Source organism: Pseudoalteromonas sp. MM1, from assembly GCF_030296835.1.
In the GTDB taxonomy this organism is placed as follows: Bacteria; Pseudomonadota; Gammaproteobacteria; order Enterobacterales; family Alteromonadaceae; genus Pseudoalteromonas.
On record NZ_AP027922.1, the window covers coordinates 3,629,136 to 3,647,421 of the forward strand.

At 41.6% G+C, this 18,286-nt stretch carries 15 protein-coding genes; 7 read left to right on the plus strand and 8 right to left on the minus strand.

Annotation, left to right across the window (positions count from 1 at the left end; genetic code table 11):
- Positions 1–31: 31 nt before the first annotated feature.
- From QUE46_RS16440 to QUE46_RS16450, 3 genes are all read right to left on the minus strand, one after another.
- Complete coding sequence (locus QUE46_RS16440; protein ID WP_286245651.1) at positions 32–1,768, minus strand: solute:sodium symporter family transporter; 1,737 nt, start codon at positions 1,766–1,768, stop codon at positions 32–34.
- 92 nt (positions 1,769–1,860) lie between these two features.
- Positions 1,861–3,921: an alpha-xylosidase gene (locus QUE46_RS16445; protein WP_286245652.1), complete on the minus strand. Its 2,061-nt coding sequence runs from the start codon at positions 3,919–3,921 to the stop codon at positions 1,861–1,863.
- Positions 3,922–4,016: 95 nt separating this feature from the next.
- Positions 4,017–4,784 carry a sulfite exporter TauE/SafE family protein gene (locus QUE46_RS16450; protein WP_286245653.1) on the minus strand — a complete coding sequence of 256 codons (768 nt, stop codon included), beginning with the start codon at positions 4,782–4,784 and terminating at the stop codon, positions 4,017–4,019.
- Between the two features lie 170 nt (positions 4,785–4,954).
- Between QUE46_RS16450 and QUE46_RS16455 the strand changes: the two genes are divergently transcribed.
- The 5 genes from QUE46_RS16455 (at position 4,955) to QUE46_RS16475 (ending at position 9,199) form a co-directional block, all read left to right on the plus strand.
- Positions 4,955–5,704, plus strand: a complete 750-nt coding sequence (locus QUE46_RS16455; protein WP_286245654.1) for a GntR family transcriptional regulator — start codon at positions 4,955–4,957, stop codon at positions 5,702–5,704.
- A gap of 214 nt (positions 5,705–5,918) precedes the next feature.
- On the plus strand, positions 5,919–6,881 hold the full coding sequence (locus QUE46_RS16460; protein ID WP_286245655.1) for an aldo/keto reductase: 963 nt from the start codon (positions 5,919–5,921) through the stop codon (positions 6,879–6,881).
- 9 nt (positions 6,882–6,890) lie between these two features.
- Complete coding sequence (locus QUE46_RS16465; protein ID WP_286245656.1) at positions 6,891–7,886, plus strand: TauD/TfdA family dioxygenase; 996 nt, start codon at positions 6,891–6,893, stop codon at positions 7,884–7,886.
- The gene (locus tag QUE46_RS16470) at positions 7,886–8,890 is read left to right on the plus strand and encodes a YeiH family protein (RefSeq protein WP_286245657.1); all 1,005 of its coding nucleotides are present in this window, start codon (positions 7,886–7,888) and stop codon (positions 8,888–8,890) included. The genes QUE46_RS16465 and QUE46_RS16470 overlap by 1 nt, the downstream gene beginning before the upstream one ends.
- A gap of 63 nt (positions 8,891–8,953) precedes the next feature.
- A complete protein-coding gene (locus tag QUE46_RS16475; protein WP_024602277.1) occupies positions 8,954–9,199 on the plus strand; it encodes a DUF3297 family protein in 246 nt (81 codons plus the stop codon).
- A 306-nt stretch (positions 9,200–9,505) separates the two neighbouring features.
- Here the strand turns inward: QUE46_RS16475 and QUE46_RS16480 are convergent, their stop codons facing one another.
- Both QUE46_RS16480 and QUE46_RS16485 read right to left on the minus strand, forming a co-directional pair.
- Positions 9,506–10,546 (minus strand): virulence RhuM family protein, encoded by a 1,041-nt coding sequence (locus QUE46_RS16480; RefSeq protein WP_286245659.1) that lies wholly within the window; start codon positions 10,544–10,546, stop codon positions 9,506–9,508.
- A gap of 249 nt (positions 10,547–10,795) precedes the next feature.
- Positions 10,796–11,128 (minus strand): helix-turn-helix domain-containing protein, encoded by a 333-nt coding sequence (locus QUE46_RS16485; protein WP_286245660.1) that lies wholly within the window; start codon positions 11,126–11,128, stop codon positions 10,796–10,798.
- Between the two features lie 364 nt (positions 11,129–11,492).
- Here QUE46_RS16485 and QUE46_RS16490 point away from each other — a divergent pair, with 364 nt between their 5' ends.
- The gene (locus QUE46_RS16490; protein WP_286245661.1) at positions 11,493–12,395 is read left to right on the plus strand and encodes a homocysteine S-methyltransferase family protein; all 903 of its coding nucleotides are present in this window, start codon (positions 11,493–11,495) and stop codon (positions 12,393–12,395) included.
- 126 nt (positions 12,396–12,521) lie between these two features.
- On the opposite strand, the gene QUE46_RS16495 is transcribed toward QUE46_RS16490, so the two are convergent.
- The 3 genes from QUE46_RS16495 to QUE46_RS16505 all read right to left on the minus strand — a co-directional run bounded on the left by QUE46_RS16495 (position 12,522) and on the right by QUE46_RS16505 (position 15,711).
- Positions 12,522–13,997: a P-loop NTPase fold protein gene (locus QUE46_RS16495; protein WP_286245662.1), complete on the minus strand. Its 1,476-nt coding sequence runs from the start codon at positions 13,995–13,997 to the stop codon at positions 12,522–12,524.
- 65 nt (positions 13,998–14,062) lie between these two features.
- Complete coding sequence (locus QUE46_RS16500; protein WP_286245663.1) at positions 14,063–14,896, minus strand: alpha/beta hydrolase; 834 nt, start codon at positions 14,894–14,896, stop codon at positions 14,063–14,065.
- A 398-nt stretch (positions 14,897–15,294) separates the two neighbouring features.
- Positions 15,295–15,711 (minus strand): MerC domain-containing protein, encoded by a 417-nt coding sequence (locus QUE46_RS16505; protein WP_286245664.1) that lies wholly within the window; start codon positions 15,709–15,711, stop codon positions 15,295–15,297.
- A 141-nt stretch (positions 15,712–15,852) separates the two neighbouring features.
- Between QUE46_RS16505 and QUE46_RS16510 the strand changes: the two genes are divergently transcribed.
- Complete coding sequence (locus QUE46_RS16510; protein ID WP_286245665.1) at positions 15,853–18,258, plus strand: TonB-dependent receptor; 2,406 nt, start codon at positions 15,853–15,855, stop codon at positions 18,256–18,258.
- The last annotated feature ends 28 nt before the right edge of the window (positions 18,259–18,286 follow it).

Below are 18,286 nucleotides of genomic sequence, written 5' to 3' on the forward strand. Positions count from 1 at the left end.
TTAAAATTTGTATGTAGAATATAAAGCCGCGTTATGCTCTCTCTAAGCCAATATGCGCCAAGCTGCTTGTGTAGCGTTTATGCCATCGGCGTACGCTCCACCAGCTAAGCACAAAGGCGCTAGTCCAAACGGCAACTAAGCTCGGTACAAAGTACACGCTAATACCACCAACAAGCCCAAGAGGAGAAAACAGTATGTACAGGCTTACAATTAAGCTCACTAATACAATGGCGCAAGGCAGGGCGTACTTCCACGGACTTAAGTTTACCTCGGCTTTGCGGGTAAATTTCCATGGTGTGGCAAGGGGTTTGTAATAACCAATACCTAACATAATGGCCAGCTCAATAAAGAACAAAATGGCGTAAATATGGATAAAGTTAATATCTACATCCCACACAAATTTAAGCAAAGTGTAGGCAATAACATGAAAAACAATAGCCACTTTAGCGCCCAGTGCAGGCACTTTGCGAGTAAATAAACCCACTAACACAATTGTGATGACCGGAATGTTGTAAAATCCGGTAAATACACGAATTATGTGCCATAAGCCTTCTGGCGCAAACATCAGTAATGGCGCAGTAATAAATGACAATATAGCAATTACAATGCTGGTTGTTTTGGCGACCTTAATTAGCTTTTCATCGCTTACTTTGTCTTTTTTCATTGGTTTGTAAACATCTAAACAAAACAATGTAGCGGCACTATTTAACAATGAATTAAACGAGCTAAATACCGCACCTAGTAGCACCGCTAAAAAGAACCCAGATAAGTACTGAGGCAGTACATCTTTTACTAAATGCGGGTAAGCTAAATCTATGGTTTGTAAGCTTTCGTGCTTATAAAGGTGATACGCAATAACGCCTGGGATCATCATCATAAAGGGTACTAGCACTTTAAAGTACCCTGAAAACAACACGCCCTTTTGGCCTTCGACTAAGTTTTTAGCGCCCAATGTACGCTGGATCACGTACTGATTTGTGCCCCAGTAAAATAAATTAGCGAGGATCATACCGGTAAAAATGGTGCCAAATGGCACGGGATCGTCACTGCTACCAATAGCGTTGAGCTTTTCGGTATCGGTGTTTACCAATGTACTTAAGCCATCGGCAAAGTTGCCATCGCCAAGGGCAATAAGGCCAAGTGTTGGCACTAAAATACCAATAATTAATAGCCCAACCCCGTTAATGGTATCTGATACCGCAACCGCCTTTAAACCGCCAAATACCGCGTAAATAGCCCCCACGGAGCCCACAATAATAATGGTGACAATTAAGCTTGCTTGGTAACTTAAATTTAATAGGGTAGGTACATCAAACAGCCTAAGAACGGCGATTGATCCTGAATACAAAACAGAAGGGATCGTTATAAAACAATACCCTACCATAAATAAGATCACCGTCATGCGGCGTACGGTATCGTCAAAACGATCCCGTAAAAATTCAGGTAAGGTAGAAAACGCGCCGGCTAAATAGCGCGGTAAAAAGATCAGCGCCATTATAATGGTTGATACCCCAGCTGTTACTTCCCATGCCATTGAGCTTAGGTTGTAACCATACGCTGAGCCATTAAGGCCAATAAGTTGCTCGGCCGATAAGTTAGTGAGGATCATTGACCCCGCTATAAATGTACCTGTTAAACCACGTCCTGCTAAAAAGTAGCCGTCTTGGGTGTTAACTTCCCCTTTGGTTTTTTGGTACGAGATATATCCTACTAGCGCCATAAACGCCAAGCACGATAGCAGTGTCATGGTAATGTTCATACCTTCCATCTTGCGCCCCTTTTAGCTTACTTTACTCGGTAAAAAGTAAGCTAATATCTTTATTATTGTGTGTGTTGTGTGTGTTTGCTATTTACCGAGTTTTATTTTGGCCATGCTGTTAGCTGGCTCATGTCTTGTTCTGTGTGTTGAACCTCTGGACCTAGCATGAGCGTATCGCCTTTACGAACAAATACGGCCATTTGTGTAAGCGCTAGTGTTTCTTCGTAATATTTTCCGCCTTGGTACGTTTGTGCATCTGGGAAGCGTACCCACTCGCCTTGCGGTAAATAAAATTTAATCTTACCGTTTGGTACTACACATGGCACCACAAGGAGTTTTTCGCCGCACATAAATTGCTGATCAAAACTATGTGCCAATACATCATCAGGAAATGCCAGTGCCATAGCACGCTGAATAGGCAACCCTGTTTGCTTTGATTGCTCTGCACATTCTTGTAAGTACGGAATTAACTGATAGCGTAATTTAAGCGCTGCAAATACCGCGTCACTTGCTTGCTCGGTATATGACCACGGTTCGCGAGGGCCAATACCATGTAAACGCATGTGTGCACTAAATACCGACGCTTGCGCCCAGCGAACATAAAGCTCTGCATCGCGCGTATCTTTGTAAAAACCGCCAATGTCGGTTGCAAAAAATGGCCCGCCCGACATGCCCCACGCTAAGCTGCCGCGAATGCTCGCTGCTAAACCTTGCCAATCGGCCTGTGGGTCGCCGCCCCATTGTGCAGGGAAACGTTGGCTGCCAGTCCACGCTGAGCGGCTAAACAAAAATGGCCCCGTTTTACAGTATTTTTCGGCGGCTTCATAAACGCAGCGGTTGTATAACATGCTATAAACGTTGTGCAGTCTAATGCCGCTGTCGCCACTGTGCGATACCATGTTTTCGTCTTCTAGCTGTTCGCCAAAGTCTGCTTTTATCATATCTACACCAAGCTCAAATAATGGCTTGTGCGATTCGAGCCAGTATTCGTAAGCATCGGGATGAGTAAAATCTAAAATACCTGACTCTGGTAATGGCGTAAGTACTTCGCCAAATGGGCTTAAATCCCACTCGTATTGATACGCTTTACCTGTGCGTTTGTCTTTTATTAGCCAACCATTTTCGGCCGCTTTAGCAAATAATGGGTTGTTTACCGAGATCATTGGGTATTCCCACACGCAAATTTTAAAATCCATGGCTTTTAGTTCATCAAGCACAGGTTTTGGGTCGGCGTAACGTGTTGGGTCCCATTCAAAGGCAAAGCGGGTGTCGGTGTCTTGCCATGCGCGGCCATCAAGGGTAATTACATCGCACGGCATGTTTTTAGCGCGTACTTCGCGGGCGACACTTAATAGCTCGTCGGCATCTTTGTAGTATGCTTTTGATAAAATAACACCAAAGCTCCACTGCGGTGGTACCGGTGCAAAACCAGTTAGTTCGCAGTAGCGATTAATACTTTGTGCAGGCGTTTGCTCTTGGTATAAAAATACATCTAGCGCGTCGTCTTCTACTAAGCACACGTAAGCACGTTGCGACCAAAGCGCGTAACCTACGCCATGTGTAACGGGCGCTGGCGTGTGTACAAATAAGTTCCAGCCCTCTGGGCTCCACGCGTATGGTGTATTTTTATATGATTTTTCGGCGTTTACGCCCAGTGCATCGTGGTTGTATGAGCGAATAAGTTGGCCGCGTTTATCAAGCTTGCCCCACTTTTCGCCAAGGCCGTAAACGGCTTCGTCGTAATTAAGTTCTAGGCTTAAAACCCAGCCGTTATCGGTTTTAGCTAATGGCGGTAAGCGATGCTGGCGCACAAAGTGGCCATCGGTTGCTGATTGCTGTACTAATTTATCGTTTTTAAAAAGCTTAAAGTAAAACGGGTCGCTGTAAAATTCTAAGCGGTACTCACCGGCTGTGGCTTCAAAGCCTTGGTCTAATTTATTGAGTGATAGCGGTAAGTTAGAAGGGGTGGTGGTTAATATTTTAAACGTCTCGTCATGCGTGGAGCCTGCATTTAAACGTAAACCAAACTGGCTTATGGTAACGCTAACCTCGCCAAATTGAGTCGGTAAAACTAGCACATGGCCTTGTAATTTAGGCTCTGCAGTTAAGCGTGCTGGCTCTATTGCGTTCCAGTCTGGCTCACGTAATTCAAATGCATTCATGGGAGTTCCTTAACCAATTATTAGTCTTGTATAAGACACAAGTTAAATAATTGTAATCCCCATGTCAACGTAAATAAACTCAAGTAAGTTTAAATTTAAAATATGCTTGGTGCTGATGTTGCCACCAGCGAAACCCCACTTAAGCCCAGCAAGGTAATTGCTATTATACGAATCCATTTTGCATCAACATAAGGTGTTAACTTACGGGCAAATTGCGTTACCACTAACACCAGCGGTATGGCCGCTGCAATTAAAAACATAATATCGAGCTCAGGTAAGGTGCCAAATAGCGCAATGCCTACTCGCACTATGCCACCAATGGTAAATACCGCAAGTAACGTACTGCGTATGGCTTCAATAGACCAAGCTTGTTTATAGCACTGAAACACCAGCGGCGGTCCCGAGGTTGAAAATAGCCCACCTAGTAAGCCACTTACCCCGCCGGCAATTAAAAACGAGCCACGCCCGCTTTGCGTATTGGCTCTGTCACGACCAATTAGCATTAAGCCACAACATAGCAAAATACTAATACCTAAAATAAAGTTTAAAAATTGCGTTAAATGCGCCGACATATACTCAAGCAATATAAAACCTAACAGCATTAACGGAATACCGGTATACAACATAAGTTTAAGCTCGGGCACTTTTACCGAGCTGCGGTTTTTTACTACTACAGTGGTTGAGTTAACCAAACCCAATAAGCTCACTAAAAAAGTAGTCGCGGTGAGCGGTAAAACATCTAGCAAGGTAAAGCTGGCAACCACCAACAACCCAAAACCAAACCCGCTAAGCGTTTGCATTATGGTGGCAAGGCTTAGGCACAGCGCCATAAGCAAGATGAGTTCTAACGAAATACTGAGCACTTTAAATTTCCTAGATGTGCGCTATTGTAGTGTAACGATTTGTTTTTAGGCATAATGTAAAAACAAACTGTATTGCAATAGTTCACAATTAATTGAGCTTGCGCAAAGCTGCGCAAAAGTTTTCACCTATGATATAAATACAGGTGGATTAAATTTAATGGTAAATAACAATGAGTAACTCTATGTTTGATCACAAATTAAGTGGCCCAAGCTTGGCTTTTCAACCGCTTTACTTACAAGTGGCTGATTATATTAAACAGCTCATTGTTGAAAGACGCTGGGTGCCTGGTGAAGTACTACCAAGCGAATTTCGCCTTGCTGAAGAATTTAACGTAAGCCAAGGCACTGTTCGTAAAGCACTTAATTTATTAACTGACGATAAAATAGTTACTCGCCGCCAAGGTGTTGGTACGTTTGTATCTGAGCATACTGCGCAAGACGCCCTGTTTAGGTTTTTTCCGCTACAGGCCGATGGCAAAGGTGCCGACCTACCTAAAGCCGAGCTATTATCAGTTGAGCTTTGCCCTGCACCACAAGATGTTATAAACGCCTTACAACTTAATAAAAAAGACAAAGTTACTAAGCTTGTACGCAGACGTATTCTCGATAACGAATTTTGTATGAGCGAAACTATATACTTACCGCAAAGTTTCTTTCCTGATATACATCAAAGTAGTGATATTCCGCATACATTGTACCATTACTACCAAACCAAATTTAACCAAACCGTACATAAAACCCAAGACAGTATTAAAGCGGTATTAGCGGATGAAACCGATGCTAAAATGCTGGCTATAAAAACCGGCGACCCACTGTTATTGGTATCGCGCATTACCGAATCAATCGAAGGTAAACGTATTGAATACCGTTTAAGTAAATGCCGTAGCGATCATTACCACTACCAAATTGAACTTGATTGATTCACCGCGTTGAAACGCTGATTATTTATATTAGCGCACACTTATTAAATATTTTTTAAAGGCAGCAAACGCTGCCTTTTTGCTGCCTGCAGGTTTTTTAACCTAACCATTTACTACTTAAGCGTTAACACAGTGTTGACACTGTTAGATTCGTATAATAACTTATGTCTTATACAAGACCTAAGTCATTATGCAATTTTAACAGGAATTCCCAATGAGTTCATTAAATAACATCCCGCCAGTCGGGTTCGGTTTATGGAAAGTAGCACAAGAAGACTGTGCACAAACGGTGTACCAAGCCATTAAAGCAGGCTACCGCCACCTTGATTGCGCATCAGACTACGGCAACGAAGAACAAGTTGGCGATGGCATAGCCCAAGCAATTAAAGACGGCCTTTGTACTCGCGAAGAATTATGGGTTACGTCAAAACTATGGAATACGTTTCATGCGCCAGAGCATGTAGAGCTAGCCATTGATAAAACCTTGAGCGATTTAAAGCTCGATTACCTCGACTTATACTTAATTCACTTTCCGATTGCGCAAACGTTTGTACCAATCGAAACTCGCTACCCACCAGAATGGTTTGTAGACCCAGATGCACAAAACCCACAAATGGAGCTGGCAAAAGTGCCGCTACACTTAACGTGGCAAGCAATGGAAGAGCAAGTACACAATAACAAAACAAAGCGCATTGGTGTGTGTAACTACTCAAGCGCATTACTTCACGATTTAATGACCTACGCCACAATTAAACCCGCCATGCTGCAAATTGAATCGCACCCATATTTAACGCAAGAGCGCCTAGTAAGGCTTGCCAAACAGTATGACATTCCGGTTACGGCGTTTTCACCGCTTGGTGCGCTTTCGTACCTTGAACTTGAAATGGCCGATCAAACTGAGTCGGTACTTGAGCAAAGCGTAGTAAAAGCTGCGGCGCAAAACCATGGCAAAACACCCGCACAAGTTGTGCTGCGCTGGGGCGTGCAACGAGGTACGGCCATTATTCCAAAAACCTCTAAATTTGAACGCATGAAAGAAAACCTCGCGCTGTTCGACTTTGAACTAACAGAACATGAAATGGCGCAAATTTCTGCGCTTAATAGCAACCGCCGTTTTAACGACCCTGGGCACTTTTGTGAAGCTGCCTTTAACCGTTTTCACCCTATTTACGATTAGGATAATAAAATGTCAGCTACCGAACTTAACTATGCCCAAGTGCCTACACAATTAACGTTTGATGACTCGGTTTTTCCGTGCATTGTGGTTAATAACAATAACGCCAGCACCGTTGAAGAAGCGGTAGCTTTTATTCGCGCTCACAAAAGTGAGCTGGCTAAAAAACTTCGCAGCTCAGGCGCTGTATTGTTTAGAGGCTTTCCTATTAATAGCGCCGAGACGTTTGATACGTTTTCAGCAGGGTTTGATTACGACAACTTTACGTACCAAGAGTCGCTATCTAATGCGGTACGTATTAACTTTACTGAGCGTGTATTTACCGCTAACGAAGCCCCAAAAGATGTAGAAATTTACCTTCATCACGAAATGGCACAAACACCTATTTCGCCAAGTAAGCTGTTCTTTTTTTGTAAATCGGCAGCTGAAGAAGGCGGCGCAACGCCACTTTGTCGCTCAGATAAATTATTTAGCGCTTTAAAGCAGTTTGATAGCCAATTAGCCGATGATTTTGAGCAAAAAGGCTTAAAGTACACCACTTATATGCCCGCAGCCGACGATGCTACATCGGGCCAAGGCCGCAGCTGGAAAAGCACCCTAAGTGTTGAAACCAAAGACGAAGCGCACAGCAAACTTACCGAGCTAGGTTACGAGTGGGAATGGCTAGAAGATGGTTCTTTAAAAGCAATTACCCCAGTTTTACCGGCTGTACTTACCCTTGAAAACGGCGTACAGGTTTTTTATAACCAACTTATTGCCGCTTATATGGGCTGGAAAGGCGTACGCGAAAACCCATCGGTTGCTATTACCTTTGGCGATGGCTGTGCCATTCCTAAACAAGGGCTTGAAAAAATTGTTGAGCTATCAAAAGACTATACCTTTGATTTAGCCTGGCAAGATGGCGATGTAGCCTTAGTAGATAACGAAATGGCGATGCATGGCCGCCGCCCATTTACAGGCGAGCGTAAACGCCAAGTGCTTGTTGCCCTTACGGCAGCTAACGCCTAATGCAAAGCTTAACCAGTACACTAAAAGTAAAAATTTCCCCATTATGGCAAGGGGCTAGCATTGCTGCAATGACGGGCCTTGCCGCTTTATTTTTAAGTGAACACTATGGCGCACCCGCTATGCTATTTGCTTTATTATTAGGCATGGCGGTGTCGTTTTTATATCAAAGCGACAGCCCATGCGCTAAAGGCATAGACTTTACCGGCACCACGATTTTACGCGTAGGCATTGTTTTACTGGGCACACGTATTGCTTTAGGTGATTTAATTACATTGGGCTGGCAAACCGCTTTAATGCTAGCTGGCGCTATATTTACCACCATTATTTTAGGGGTTGTACTTGCCCGAGTATTTGGTTTACAAAAGCGCTTTGGCGCACTCACCGGAGGTTCAGTCGCTATTTGTGGTGCATCGGCAGCACTGGCTATTTCATCTATTATGCCTAATAGCGAGCATAAAGAGCGCGATACGTTACTGACTGTAATTGGCGTAACGGCTATGTCGACCATTGCAATGATTTTATACCCTATTGTGGTTAACTACCTTGAATTTGACGCCCACAACGCCGGGGTATTTTTAGGTGGCACCATACACGATGTTGCCCAAGTAGTCGGTGCGGGTTATTCGGTATCACCCGAGGCAGGCGATATAGCAACACTTACCAAGCTAGTACGAGTAGCCATGCTACTGCCAGTAGTACTTATTATGATGGTAGTGATTAACCGCTCAAATAAAGGTAACCATGGCGAGTTGCCAAAAGTACCCGGGTTTTTAATTGGCTTTGTTATTTTAATGCTTATTAACAGCACCTTTAACCTACCAGCTATCGTGCTCGAAACCGCTAACGAGCTTTCTCGATTCTTTTTAATAGCCGCCATAGCCGCCATTGGTATGAAAACAAACCTAGGCAAACTCACCGAGGTGGGCTTAAAGCCAATAATAATGATTGTTGCTGAAACAATTTGGATAGCACTGTTAATACTTGGCTTTGTATTGTGTAGTTAAACCTTGAGCGTATTGAGTGGATTGCCTACAATAGCGCATCACTTTTTAATAAAGATTAAAACCATGACCGATTCAACAAAACCAGCATTACCTGATCAGCTTTCTATTAATCCACGCAGCAAGCATTACGTAGAAGAAGTGTTTGAACACGAAATTGGCGTAAAGTTAAACGGTAAAGAGCGCTTTGATGTAGAAGAATACTGCATTAGCGAAGGCTGGATTAAAATTGCCGCACCTAAAGCGCTAGACCGCCGCGGCCAACCTTTACTTATGAAAGTAAAAGGCACGGTAGAGGTATTTTATAAGTAAAATAAATATATTGCTTATAAAGTAAACTGAGTAAAAATTATTTAAATACCCAATATTTCTAGGTAAATTACTTAAGTAAATGTGGGTATTTATTTACCCTCTAATACCATATTAATACGCCTCTCTTAATAGAGTCATATTGACGCTCGCTATTAAAAAACGAGTCTTCTACGATTAGAAGTTGCTTTATCTAACAGCGCATTTTTGTACTTTTACTACATTATTGCTTATTTATGTAGCACCCACACAAATTTGCCTACCTAGCAAAGATACAACAGGCGATTCAGCCTCTAAGATAAGCCATCTCTAGCCTTTTTTACCCTTATTAGCTATTGCTTTAAGTGCAGAAATATTTGCATTTTCCCCTTCAGCTTCTTTCAAACGGCGGCGTCTCTTTGCAAAATTATCAAACTCCAATTTTGCTTTATCATCTGCCGCTTTTTTAGAGATTGCCCCTGCGCCGCTTAAAACTTCACGATCATTAAAGCTCAAAAACTGATCAAGCTTATCAGCCCAGTCTTGTAAGAATACTTGCTTGCGCCGTAACGCTTGGTCTTCTGCAAAATCAAGCCACATATTTACAATTCGATTCAGCTCTTTAATTTCATCTTCCCGCAGATAATTTTTAGCAACAGTGACGTCTGTTTTACGCACTTCATCACCTTTATAACTGGTTAAGCCCATATCTGGCTTATTAGCATCTACACGGTTAGAAATAAGCTCAGCAGCCGTCATCTGCGTACAAGCATAGTGCAGCTTGTTCTGTATAGTTTGAAAGAATCGATTAGTCTCTTGATTAGAGGGCTCATAGTCGGCAGCCATTGTAAAAATTTCTTTAGCCCGTAAATATACACGTCGCTCACTAGCTCGAATATCGCGAATGCGTTCAAGCATTTCATCAAAGTAATCAGGAACGGTAGAGTGTCCCACGGGAGGGTTTTTCAAACGCTCATCATCCATGGCAAACCCTTTAACTAAATATTCTTTTAATATCCTAGTTGCCCATTGTCTAAATTGTGTACCTCGTTGCGAGCGAACCCTGTAGCCTACGGCTAAAATCGCATCAAGATTATAGTGATCGATTTCGCGAGATACCTGGCGAGTACCTTCTAACCGAACTATCCGGAATTTCCGGATGGTTGCGTTTTGTACAAGCTCACCTTCTTTGTATATATTGATCAAATGCTCATTTATAGTACGAACATCTTTGTCGTAAAGCTCCGCCATTACAGCTTGAGATAACCATAGGGTATCTAACTCAAAGCGACATTCAACACGCGTCTGACCATCTGCGCTAGTAAAAAGAACAAACTCTCCTTGTGGAGCTTGAGGGATATGCTCTGCCATTCACTTAACCTTCTACATAATTAATATAACTAGGCCTTTCACGCCATGACGGTTTCGAACACTTTTTTAAACTCACCAATAAGTTATACACCAACAAATACGCCACTATTGTTAGGTGTTTTACCAAATAGGACTTAAATCTTTGTAAAGCTCTAAATTACCCTTATAGCTTCAACGGCGCTCTCTTGCGGTACATGTTGAAGTGCTAAGGGTTTAATAAGCACTTCTGCTTGTAAAAGGACATTACTTTTATTGTTCATTATTGACTACTACTATAAATTCTTGATGGATGACACTAGGGCGAAGCATGGTTTTTGTACTTTGCATTTCAACTAAATTGTATTTGCCCAAGGTTTTTAGTGTTCTTGAAACATTACTAACTGCCCGCCCAGTAAGCGATGCCAACTCGGTCACCGATTGCGGCTGTTGCTCAGTAATCACTTTTAATAATTGCTTGTTCTCTTTCGACAGCACACTAGCGACCGATTTAAGTGAGTCGAACCAAATATCAACGGGGTAATCGGGATCGGGCACTTGACCTTTAATGCCAATCACGCAACGAGACTGCTTAACGTTTTTCATTTACTTACTCGCACAGCTTGCTCAAATTATTCCTAAGCTTAAGCGGGTGCATAAAACGGCGCTTAGCCAATCAGAAAACTGTATGCTTATACATGTATTACGCATATTATCAATTACTGATAATAGCGCAAGGGCACTTTATTTTTTATAAGCTTAAGACGTTGATATATATGATTTACTTTTTTATTCTTGCAGCTATGGCAATATATATTTTAATGCGTATAACCTGAGTGATAAATATGTCTTTATATTTGCATTAAAAGCATTGAGCTTTTTTCATGTAAATAGTGACTAAGTTTCATTATGATTTTATAAAAAACATGGTTGAATAGCACCATATTGCACAAAGACACAAAGACTTGTTATGAATAAACTCACTATTTTAGATGGCGGCATGGGCCGTGAACTTAAGCGCATTGGCGCGCCGTTTACACAGCCACTGTGGAGTGCACAAGCATTAATAGAAGCTCCGCACTTTGTAACGCAGGCTCACCAAGGTTTTATAGACGCTGGCGCTGAAATTATTACCGTTAATAGTTATGCCTGTGTGCCCTTTCATTTAGGTGAAGCGCTATATCAAGCTCAAGGCGCAGCCCTAGCACAGCAAGCGGCCGTTATAGCAAAAGAAGTCACTCAAAGTGCTAAACAAAATGTATTAGTAGCAGGTTCATTACCACCCGCCTTTGGCTCTTACCGCCCTGAACTATTTGAAAGCGAGCGCGCATTTACTATTTTAGATACGCTATACAAAGCGCAAGACGAGTATGTAGATTTATGGATTGGTGAAACCATATCGAGCATTGAAGAAGCGCACGTTATGGCAAGCGTACTTAAAGACTCAAACAAACCATGTTATTACGCATTTACCTTAAATGATGTGGTGAGTGAGCAAGCTAAACTTCGCTCTGGTGAGCTGGTAAGTGACGCAGTAGCCGCTTTGCTTGAACAAAATGTTGCGGGTATTTTCTTTAACTGCTCAATTCCTGAGGTTATAGAGCAAGCCTTTAGCGATACTAACGCAGTATTAGCCAAGCAAAATAAAAGCGTTGTTTTAGGCGCGTTTGCTAATGGCTTTACACCCATTGCACACGATTACAAAGCCAACGAAGGCTCGCAAGCGTATCGTGATATTTCACCTGTAGAATATTTAGATTTTGCAAAAACGTGGTACAGCCAGGGCGCAAGTATTATTGGTGGCTGCTGTGGCATAGGCCCAGAGTTTATTGAAGTGCTAGCAAACTGGAAACAAGCACTTAAAAGCGCTTAAGGCTGTCAATAAAACAGAAGACTGCTTATTAAAATAATGCCTCAACATTAGTAATCTATTACCGTGTGAAAAGTTGAGCCACTAAAGAGTAATAACTAGGTGGCACAGCTGACTGCCTTTCAATAATTATAATAGTTGCCCAGCCTGCTCAACTATTTGTATATAAGTTGAAAAGTTCTTTTCCATTTTAAAGTTGCGAACGCGGTTAGCTTCAAACATTTCATCTTTGATAAAGTCTTTAAGATCCTTTTTAGTCTCACTTCGAAGACTGTGGCTCGGATCAACCTTTGTAAGCTCAATATGTGGATCACAAATTATATGCATTGACTCCTTAATTTTATAAGCTGTGTTCCCAGCAAAAGCCATGTCATATTCAAATTCATCTCTTATCAACTTAGCATGCTGCTCATCGCTTAAAGCCGATTTAGCACTCCTATTCCATACATTTTTAAAGTGAGAATAATCTTGAGGGTGCCTGATTTTTAAAGTAATGATATAAAACAAGGGTAATGAAAATAGATAATCAGTTTTTTCTTGCGTTAATTGAATTGAATATAAAAGCTTAACGGTTTGTTCAATATCCCTTAAACCAGCCCGCATATACTCAGCAACCTTACTGAGTATGCCAATATTTATTATATCTTCTGATTTATTACCTGCTTGGAAAACCGGAACGAAAACTGTTTCCTTAGGTAAATACTTTGACCAAATAAAGTTACAATATTCTTCTTTGTCAGGACTTTTTAACGAGTACTCTTGATCAAAAAAACGATTTAAATAACGTTTAGATTCAAATTTTTCTCCGTATACAGCATTGATAGAGTGACTTAGCTGTTCTGATGCAGTAGCAACAATAAAGTAGACGCCTTCAACATTAAATAAATGCTTAATAGTTTCTAATAGTTGAATACTATAAGAAGGTTTACAACGATCTAATTCATCAATCAAAATAAATAAAGGAGCTTTAAATGGAGTTTCACCCTCTAACTCTTCCACTAATAGCCTTAAATTTTCCCTAAAATGGCCTATAGCATTTTTTGTTGTTTGATACTCTTTTATTGCTAATTCAGCAGCCTTTGTAGAGACCGAAGAAGCTAAGGTTGTAATATCTTTTGACAAATCAGACTGTTCAGTCGCTTTAGCAGATACAGTCTCACTTTCTTGCTCCTTTTCACATAAAGCTTCGACGCCATCAAGAGACATACCAAAAAGCTGTTTAGTAAAAAAGCCGCCCAGCAAAGGGAGCGCTGCATTTTTCATTGACTTTGCAATACCAGCTAATTTACCATCCGTAGCACTAAGTAAGCCTTGATTAGTTAACTCTTCGTTTATTTCTGCAATAAAACTGAGCAAAGCATTTTCAGAAAAATCATTTTTCCATGCATCAAAACACACAACCACATGCTGCTTCGTTTTTAGTTCTTCTGCAAGATTACGGAGAAAATAAGTCTTACCAAATCCCCACTCTGCATTGACATTTAATACATAGTTTTTACTATGCTCTGCTTCAGGTACTGCGTACTTGCTCGTTAAAAACTGAACAAGCCATTGTCCTTCTTGTTTTCGATTCAACCTATCATCTAACCATAATTCAACTGACATATAATTTCCTTATTAACTATCTAAAACAACATATTGGTATTAAACTATATAAAAATAATACTTCATTATTCTACTCCCAACACCCAATCAAGCCCTTGTATCGCTGTAGTAGGAAATGCGGTTGCATGGCTCGCCCCTTCAATAATAACGCTTTTTAGTTCAATATTGTCACTGCTAAGTGCATTAATTTTTTGCGTTAATTGCTTTGCCCCTTCCACCATATTTTGCCCTTCACCAAAACTTGGCGTTTCCCTTGCCCCCACCGATATATAAACCTTTGTAGGCACTTTAGGTTTTTTTGCCTGTAGCGCTAAAATTGCATTGTTATTAAACCAAACTGATGGGCTGCCAATAATATAATTGTTAAATAAATCGGGCATGGTAAATAAAATAGTGGCACCAAATAAGCCACCTAAAGAGTTACCTATATAGGTTTTTTGTGTGCTACTTGCCCTGTAATTTTGTTGTATAAACGGCAGTACAGTATTTTTTAAAAACAGCGCATGGTTTTGAGCGTTACCGGTTTGTTTTTTCCAGCTTTGAGCCTTATTTGGGGTGTAGTCCCTAATTCGGCTATTAGACCCTCTAGAGCCTTTTTCGTAACTAATGGCCACAATAATAGCCTGCTGCATTTTTCCGCTATTCATAGGAAACCGCGTAGCTCCCGCCACAATAGGAAACGTATACGGAGCATCGGTTAAATAAATAACCGGATATATTTTTTCAGGGTACTTTTTATATGACTTAGGCAGCTGAATAAAAACAGGATATACCCGATTGGTTACGGGCTCAGTAAGTTCTATAACGCTGCTTCTAGGGATTTGGTAGGGGGTATTTGCGCTTAATTTAAAACACATTAAAGCGCAAAGTAACAGCAGGGATTTTAAAGCAGTATTCATTAGGGCGTGTTGATCCTTGATGGTTGAATTTGCAGCAGCATGTTTGGTTTTTAGGCAAGGCAGAGCTTATGAAGTGTGGTTACTCCCCATAAATAGGCGATAACGCAGCATAAATGCCAAACATGCGCTGCCCTTCGGGTTCTGCCTAGGGGCGATAAACTCTTTGTTACTCGGTTTTTACTTAGCCCACTAGGTTACAAACCTCGCGCCGCGATTTAATCGCCCCTAGATTGAACAAATTTCAATCCGCAAAGATCAGCACGCCCTAACCTAAGCCAAGTGTAATAAACTAATATTTAATGACTACTTTAACTCACTTTTAACTTTAGGCTATTAAAAAACAAAGTTAAATATTAAAAGGCAGTGCTACATGTTAGCTGTTTGTAGCACTGATAGCGCTAAGCTGCCTGATCAGATTCAGTGCCTGAACACGGGCAGTTATCGTCATTCTGTTTAAGGCATTGTTGATAATTAAACCAATGAGCTACAGCTATAAAAGCCGATCCTATTAAAGTAAGCGCTTTTTCGGCCACCTCATGCCCTAGTAATATTGCAAATATCATAAAGGCTAGCCCAATTACGCCGCAGGCCATATAACGTAAACGTTTATGCTTTTTACAGCCTAAGCTTAATGCCAATAAACTGGTTGGCAATACCGCTGCAAGAATCCATAAATGAAATTGTTCGCTATCTATTTGCAGTACAGCAAAGCTTGGCAATAGCGCTAAAATAACCGGGGTTGCAAAACAATGTACTGTGCACATTAACGATAACCCAATCGCCATACGATCCATAACACTCTGACTCGACTTCATTATTTCCTCTACTAAATTAGTGCCTCTACTCAAAAGCGTTACTTTTAAGGAGACATTTTAGTAACAACAGTTAATTACTATTGATACATTATAACATTTCTCGCATAATTGATATAATATAACATCCAACAAGGTAGTCAAATGAAACGTAGATCTCAATTAGCTGTGCTCATTACAGCTTTATTACCTGCAAGTGTGCTTGCATCAACAATTGAAGGCGTAGTTTTAAATAATCAAGGTAAAGCGGTTAATAATGCAACGGTAGAAGTTGAAGGCTCAGACCTTAAAGTAACCACCGACGAAAACGGTAAATTTGTACTAACCGAGCTAAACAATGGCTTAAAAGAGCTTCATATTGTAGCCCCTGGTTATGCCCACCTTCATCGCGATATAACAATAACAAACGATGAAAACCAGTCGGTTACTTTTAATTTAAAGCGCTCGCCTATTGAAGTTATTGATATTGAAGCAACCCCTATTCATATGTCGGCGATGGAATCTGCCTCACCTGTTAGTGTTTTATCTGGCGAACAACTAAGACGCCAACAAGCTGCAACCCTTGGCGACAGCCTTGAAAAACTCCCAGGTGTTAATACCAACTTTCACGGTAAAGTAGCCAGTACACCTATTATTCGTGGTTTAAGCGGCCCGCGTGTACTTATTACTCAAAATGGCCTTGATGTAAGTGATGTGTCGCGCGTTGGCCCCGATCACTCTGTTGCATCAGAAGCGTCTACCGCTCAACAAATTGAAGTATTACGCGGCCCTGCAACATTGTTTTATGGCAGTGGCGCCATTGGTGGCGTAGTAAATGTGGTAGATAACCGCGTACCAACCGACAGCACAACACGCGGCGAGTGGAACCTAGAACATAACTCTGCTGATAATCAAAAAGTGGCCTCGTTTAATGCCACCACAGGCACAGACTCGGTAGCTTTTTATGCCGATGCGTTTTGGCGCGAAGCCGATGACTACGAGGTGCCTGTAGCTGCAGATATAGATAGCAACGGTGAAGGCCATAGTGGCGATTACAAAGTTGAAAACAGTAATGAAGAGTCTGACGGTTTTACTGTTGGCGCTAGCTATTTAATGGATAACGGCTTTATTGGCTTAGCAATAGAGCAATTTAATCGTCAATACGGTATTCCGGGCCATACGCACGGCGAGGAAGAAGAGCACAGCGACGAAGAAGAAAGCGTATTTGCTGATTTAGAGCAAACTAAAGTGCAATTATTAGGTGAGTACAACCTAGATAATAAATGGCTAAACAAAGTAAACCTGCGCGTTGGCCACACCGACTACGAACACGCTGAAATTGAAGGTGGCGCTGTAGGCACCACATTTAAAAACGAAACAAACGAATTTCGTATAGACCTACTACATAACCAATTTAACGAGTGGAATGGCGGCATTAGCTTTCATTACAAACAAAGCGATGTTGAAGCACAAGGTGAAGAGGCCTTTACGCCTCCATCAGAAACCGAAAGCTTTGCTGTAGCGCTAATGGAAGAAAGGCACTTTGGTGATTTTTTAGTGCAGCTAGGTGGGCGTATTGAGCGTGTAACCATTGAAGCAGGCGACGTATTACTGCCAAATATTGACGCTCACGCACATGATGAAGCGCAAGAAGCCGACGAGCATGATCACGACCACGAAGAAAGCGCAGAAACCACTCGTGTATTTGACGTAGACCATGAATTTACACCAATCAGTTTATCGGCAGGTGTAGTGTGGGATTTTACCCCTAACTATAATTTAGGGCTGTCGGTATCGCGCTCTGAACGTGCGCCTTCTGCCTCTGAGTTGTTATCGTTTGGGCCGCATATTGGTACTGGCACTTACGAAGTAGGCGCACTGTTTGATTTAGATGAAGATGGCCATTTAGGTTTATCTAGTCAAACAATTGACCTAGAAACAGCCAATAATATCGATTTAACCCTGCGTAAAACCCAAGGTAATGTTGGCTTTATTTTAAATGCCTTTTACAACCAAGTAGATAATTACTATTACCAAATAGACACCGGTTTATTTGCTGAAAGTGGCCACGACCATGGCGATGAAGAAGAAGGCGCTGACGAACACGACCATTCATCAGAACTACCTGTTTATTTATTTAAAACAGACGATGTAATTTTACACGGGTTTGAAGCGCAAATTGCGTGGCAATTAACCGATGAGTTTAAAGTAGATTTATTCTCAGATTACGTGCGTGCACGCCTTAAAGACGGCGGCGATTTACCCCGTACTCCACCACTTCGTTTTGGTAGCGAGTTAAGCTATCAAACAGATAAACTCAGTGCGCATATTCACGTTACTCGCTATCAAAAGCAAGACCGCACAGCCCCACAAGAAACAGCAACAGACGGCTACACATTGGTTGATGCAAGCATCTCTTACGACCTTTCAGTATTAAACCAAGATATGTCTGTTTACCTGCGTGGTACCAACTTAACAGATACAGAAGCACGCGTGCACAGCTCGTTTGTAAAAGATATAGCACCACGTCCAGGACGTAGCTTTGCGCTAGGCATTCGCGGTTATTTTTAAGCATTAAAAAATTATAATTAAAGGAAAT